This is a genomic window from Thiohalorhabdus sp. (assembly GCF_036628635.1).
Classification (GTDB): domain Bacteria; phylum Pseudomonadota; class Gammaproteobacteria; order Thiohalorhabdales; family Thiohalorhabdaceae; genus Thiohalorhabdus.
In genome coordinates this window covers 1-3821 of sequence record NZ_JAZKRM010000099.1, presented here as the reverse complement: position 1 = coordinate 3821, position 3821 = coordinate 1, and the positions used below count along the sequence as shown (strand labels likewise).

Here is a 3821-nt window from a genome sequence, read left to right as displayed (position 1 = left end):
AACAGGATCTCGTAATGGTTCACGATTTCCGCTCCTTTCGGGTTGCAGCCACGCCGGCGCGGACGCAGCAAGGATGGAAAACCGGGCATTCTAGGCTTTTCGGGGGGAAAGGCCAAGCCCTCGCAAGGAACCGCCATGGTGGCTGCCCTCGTCGGCGGTGTCCTGGAAGACCATGTTACCTGGATCGGCACCATACTTGGTGCCGCATTGGGTGCGGCCATGTGGGTCGCAGGCGTCCGTGAACTTCAGGAGTGAGCCATGACGCTATACATCGTCCTAGCCATTATCGCGGTAACCATGGGTACCGTGGCCTACTTGGCCCTCCACCAGGACCACAAGGGCCGCAAGAGACAGCCCTGATCAGGACAACAGCCGGTTTCCCGCCCTACCTCTTTCCGACCCTCCTACTTTCAAAAAACCCCACAGTCCACGCGCTGGGCGACGGCGCCGGTGTCGGTGTTGATCACCAGCCGCACGCTGCCCAGGTGGTCCGAGATAATCCGGTAGCGGGTGCCACCCTTGATCATGTAGGCCGGCACGTTGGCCTTGGACCCGTAGACGAAGCGCGCCTCGACGGTGCCCGAACCGTCCAGCTCGGCAACGGGGTTGAGCGGATCCTTGTAAAGGAAACCCTGGACAAGGGTGCCATCCACTTTCTTGCCAATGCGGCGGTTCTTGCCGTCGATGAGGTAGTCGATGGCGGTGCCATCGGGCAACTCAACGTGGCGCAGGTTGCCCAGGATGCCGTAATTGTAGGTTCTGGTGCCGGCGGGGGTGGTCTTGGACTCGAGATCACCGGCCTGGTTGTGGGTGTAGGTGGTGCTGCCGTAACGCTCAAGGCGATCCTGTTCGTCGTAGTCGGCCGTTAACGTCACGCGCACCGTCTCCCCGGTGCGGGAATTGGTGATGGCTACCGTGGCCTGGGCCTCCACGCTGCCCTTGGCCCCGGTAACGGTGGCGGTGCCGTCGGCGACATCCACCGCGATCTCACCGGTGGCCGGGGGCTCCGGGGGGACCGTGTCGCGGATAAGGGTCCAGGTGCGGCTGGCCTCATTGCCGGCCTCGTCGGCAGCAGTGAGGCCTAAGGGGTGCTCGCCGTCCGCCGGCAGGGCCACGGTGTGGGCGAAGCCGTGGTCGGGGCCGAGGTCGACCGGATCGCCGGCCACGGTGAATTCGGCCACGCCGCTGGCGTTGTCGGTGACGGTGCCGCGCAGGGTCGCTTCGGGCTGGTTGGTGTAGGCCCCGTTGGCGGGCTCGGCCACCGTGATGACCGGCGGGGTGAAGTCGACGGTTATGGCCACCTCGGCCGGTTCCGAGGTGTTGCCGGCGTGGTCGGCAATCGTCGCCTTTAGAGTGATCCGGCCTTCCGGTAGGGGATTCTCCGGGGTGCAAGTGCTGGTGCCGTCGTCATGGTCACAGGCAATCGCCGCCGAGTCCCCATCAACGGTGACACTGAGAGTGTCGGGGGCCACGCCGCTGCCGAGGTCGTCATAGGCGAGGCGCAGCTCGGGGGTGCGGGTGGCGTGGACGGAGTCGGCTTCGGGGGCCTCGACGGTGAGCTCGGGCGGGGTAACGTCCGCGAACAGGGCCAGGGCCCAGACGCGGCCGGTTTGCTCGGGCCCGCGCAGGGTCTTGCGGTGGGTGACCACGCCGGCGTGGCTTACCCGCACTAGGCCCTGCGGCGCGGCGAGCCAGGCGGCGCCGTCGGCGGGACTGGCGGCGAGGTCGACGAGCTTGCCGTGGCGGGCGAAGGGCTCCAGCTCGAAACGGACCAGGCCGGAGGCGGTGAGGTGGCGCAGGGTCCGCTCGCCGGCCAGCCACACCCCGCCCTGGCCGTCGGCGGCCAGGTGATCGATGGCCTCGATTCCTTTCTGTAGGCCGACGTCGCCGTCGGGGCCCAGCCGCACCAGGGTGTCGTCGCCGGCCACCCACAGGGCGTCGGAGGCGGGGGCGTAGGCCAGGGCCTCGGGCTCGAGGTCGCGATCCTCGAGGTCGATGCGGGCGGCGCGGGTGCCGTTGGTGGCAATGGCCACCAGGGTCTCGTCCTGGGCGAGCCACAGGTGGTCGCGCGCGGTGTCGCCGGCAACGGCCTCGGCGTCCTCGGCCAGCTCGGTTCGCCACTGGACGGTGCCGTCCCGACTGGCCCGCAGGAGGGTCTCCTCCTCGGCGAGCCAGGCACCGCCGGCGGTATCCACCGCGAGGCGCGCCTCGTGGTCCCCGCCGCCTTCGCGCTCGTGGTCCCTTTCGTCGGCGCGGTCATCGTCCCGCTGGTCGTGGTCCTCGTCGTCACGCTCCGGCCCGCGGTCCGGGGCGCGGCCGGGGCGCATGCCGGTGACGGCGGTGCTGCCGGCGGGCTGCGCGGCTTCGGCGTCGCCGTTCTCGCCGGCCAGGGAAAGGGTGGTGCGGCGCTCGCCGCCGGGGCGGTAGGACACCAGCTCGTCCCGGCGCAAGGTCCAGAGGGTGCTCCGGCGCGGGTCGGCCGCTACGGCACGCACGCCGCGGTCGGTGAGCTCCAACAGGACCCGGCCGTCAGCGGCCCCGACCTTGAGGACGCCATGGCTCTGGCCCGGCCCAGAGGGCATTGGGGTTGGGATTGTCTTCGGTGGATCCGGCGACGCCGGAGCCGGCGGTGGTGACGCCGACGGCGGGCAGGACGAACGCCAGGCCCAGCAGGACCAGCCCGGTAACACGGGAAAAGGCACGAGCTTTCGACACGGAGGCCCCCCTTTCTCGGCCTCCGTTCGAACCGAACGGAAGCCGGCCCCTTTCCTTCTCCAATTTTCTATCAGGGGCTTTTTGCCGCTGTCAAAGCGTGCCCGGCTCTTTTTAAGGCATTGAAACCAAAAGTAGTTGTTTAACAAGCAAGCCTATCCCCTTTTCCGGATCCTATCGGGCTGCCTTCAGCCTCGCCATCCGTGCCACTTCCACCGTGTACACGCCCTGCTCCGCCCGCACCATCCCCTCCACCGTGAACGGCCCGAACTCGTGCAGCAGGGCGCCGTAGCGCCGGTAGGCGTTCGGGAACAGCACGCACTCGATGAGGCCGCTGCGGTCCTCGAGGGTGAGGAAGCTCATGGGCAGGGCGTCGGTACGGGTGCGGGCGGGCTTGCTGGTGACGTGCCAGCCCATGACCCGGATCGTCTCGCCGGCGTGGCTCGCCACCTCGGTGGCGGGCACCGCCCGGCCCTCGCGGTCTGCCGTGGCCTCCGGGAACAGGTCGAAGGGGTGGCCGCCGATCACCGCACCCAGGTGGCGCAGCTCCCAGCGCAGGCGCTCCGGAAGCGACTCGGCCTCGACCGGCGGCGGACTGGCGCTGGGCTCTCCCTGGCCGGCGAACAGGTCACCCGTTCCCGTAGCGCGGGCATGGGCCCCTTCAGCTTCCAGGGTCCACAGCAGGGCCCGGCGGCAATCCCCCAAGCCATCCAGGGCGCCGGCGCCGATAAGGGCCTCCAGGGCGCCCCGGTCCAGGGCGGGCACGCGCCGGGCGAGATCGTGCAGCCCGGCGAAGACGCCGCCGGCCTGCCTTTCCGAAACCAGCGCCGCGATGGTGCCGGGACCGAGCGCCTTAACCGCGTCCAGGCCCAGGCGCACCGCGTCAGCGCCCTCGGCGTGGGGGGCGGCGTCGCTGACGTTGACGTGCGGCGTGCGTACGGCCAGGCCCAGGCGGCGGGCCTCGCCGATGTAGGCCTGCAGGCTGTAGAAGCCGCCACCGTTGCCGATGAGGGCGGCCAGGTACTCGGCCGGGTAGTGGGCCTTGAGATAGGCGCCCTGCCAGGCGGCAACGATGAAGGCGGCGCTGTGGGACTTGCAGAAGCTGTAAC

General features: G+C 69.5%; 3 protein-coding genes. All 3 read right to left on the bottom strand.

Going from position 1 to position 3821, the window contains the following annotated elements:
* Positions 1-410: 410 nt before the first annotated feature.
* Complete coding sequence (locus V5A19_RS13930; protein WP_332318993.1) at positions 411-2582, bottom strand: Ig-like domain-containing protein; 2172 nt, start codon at positions 2580-2582, stop codon at positions 411-413.
* The gene (locus tag V5A19_RS13925; RefSeq protein WP_332318994.1) at positions 2530-2715 is read right to left on the bottom strand and encodes a hypothetical protein; all 186 of its coding nucleotides are present in this window, start codon (positions 2713-2715) and stop codon (positions 2530-2532) included. The genes V5A19_RS13930 and V5A19_RS13925 overlap by 53 nt, the downstream gene beginning before the upstream one ends.
* Positions 2716-2886: 171 nt before the next feature.
* On the bottom strand, positions 2887-3821 hold a 935-nt coding region (locus V5A19_RS13920; RefSeq protein ID WP_332327963.1), incomplete at its 5' end, for a helix-hairpin-helix domain-containing protein.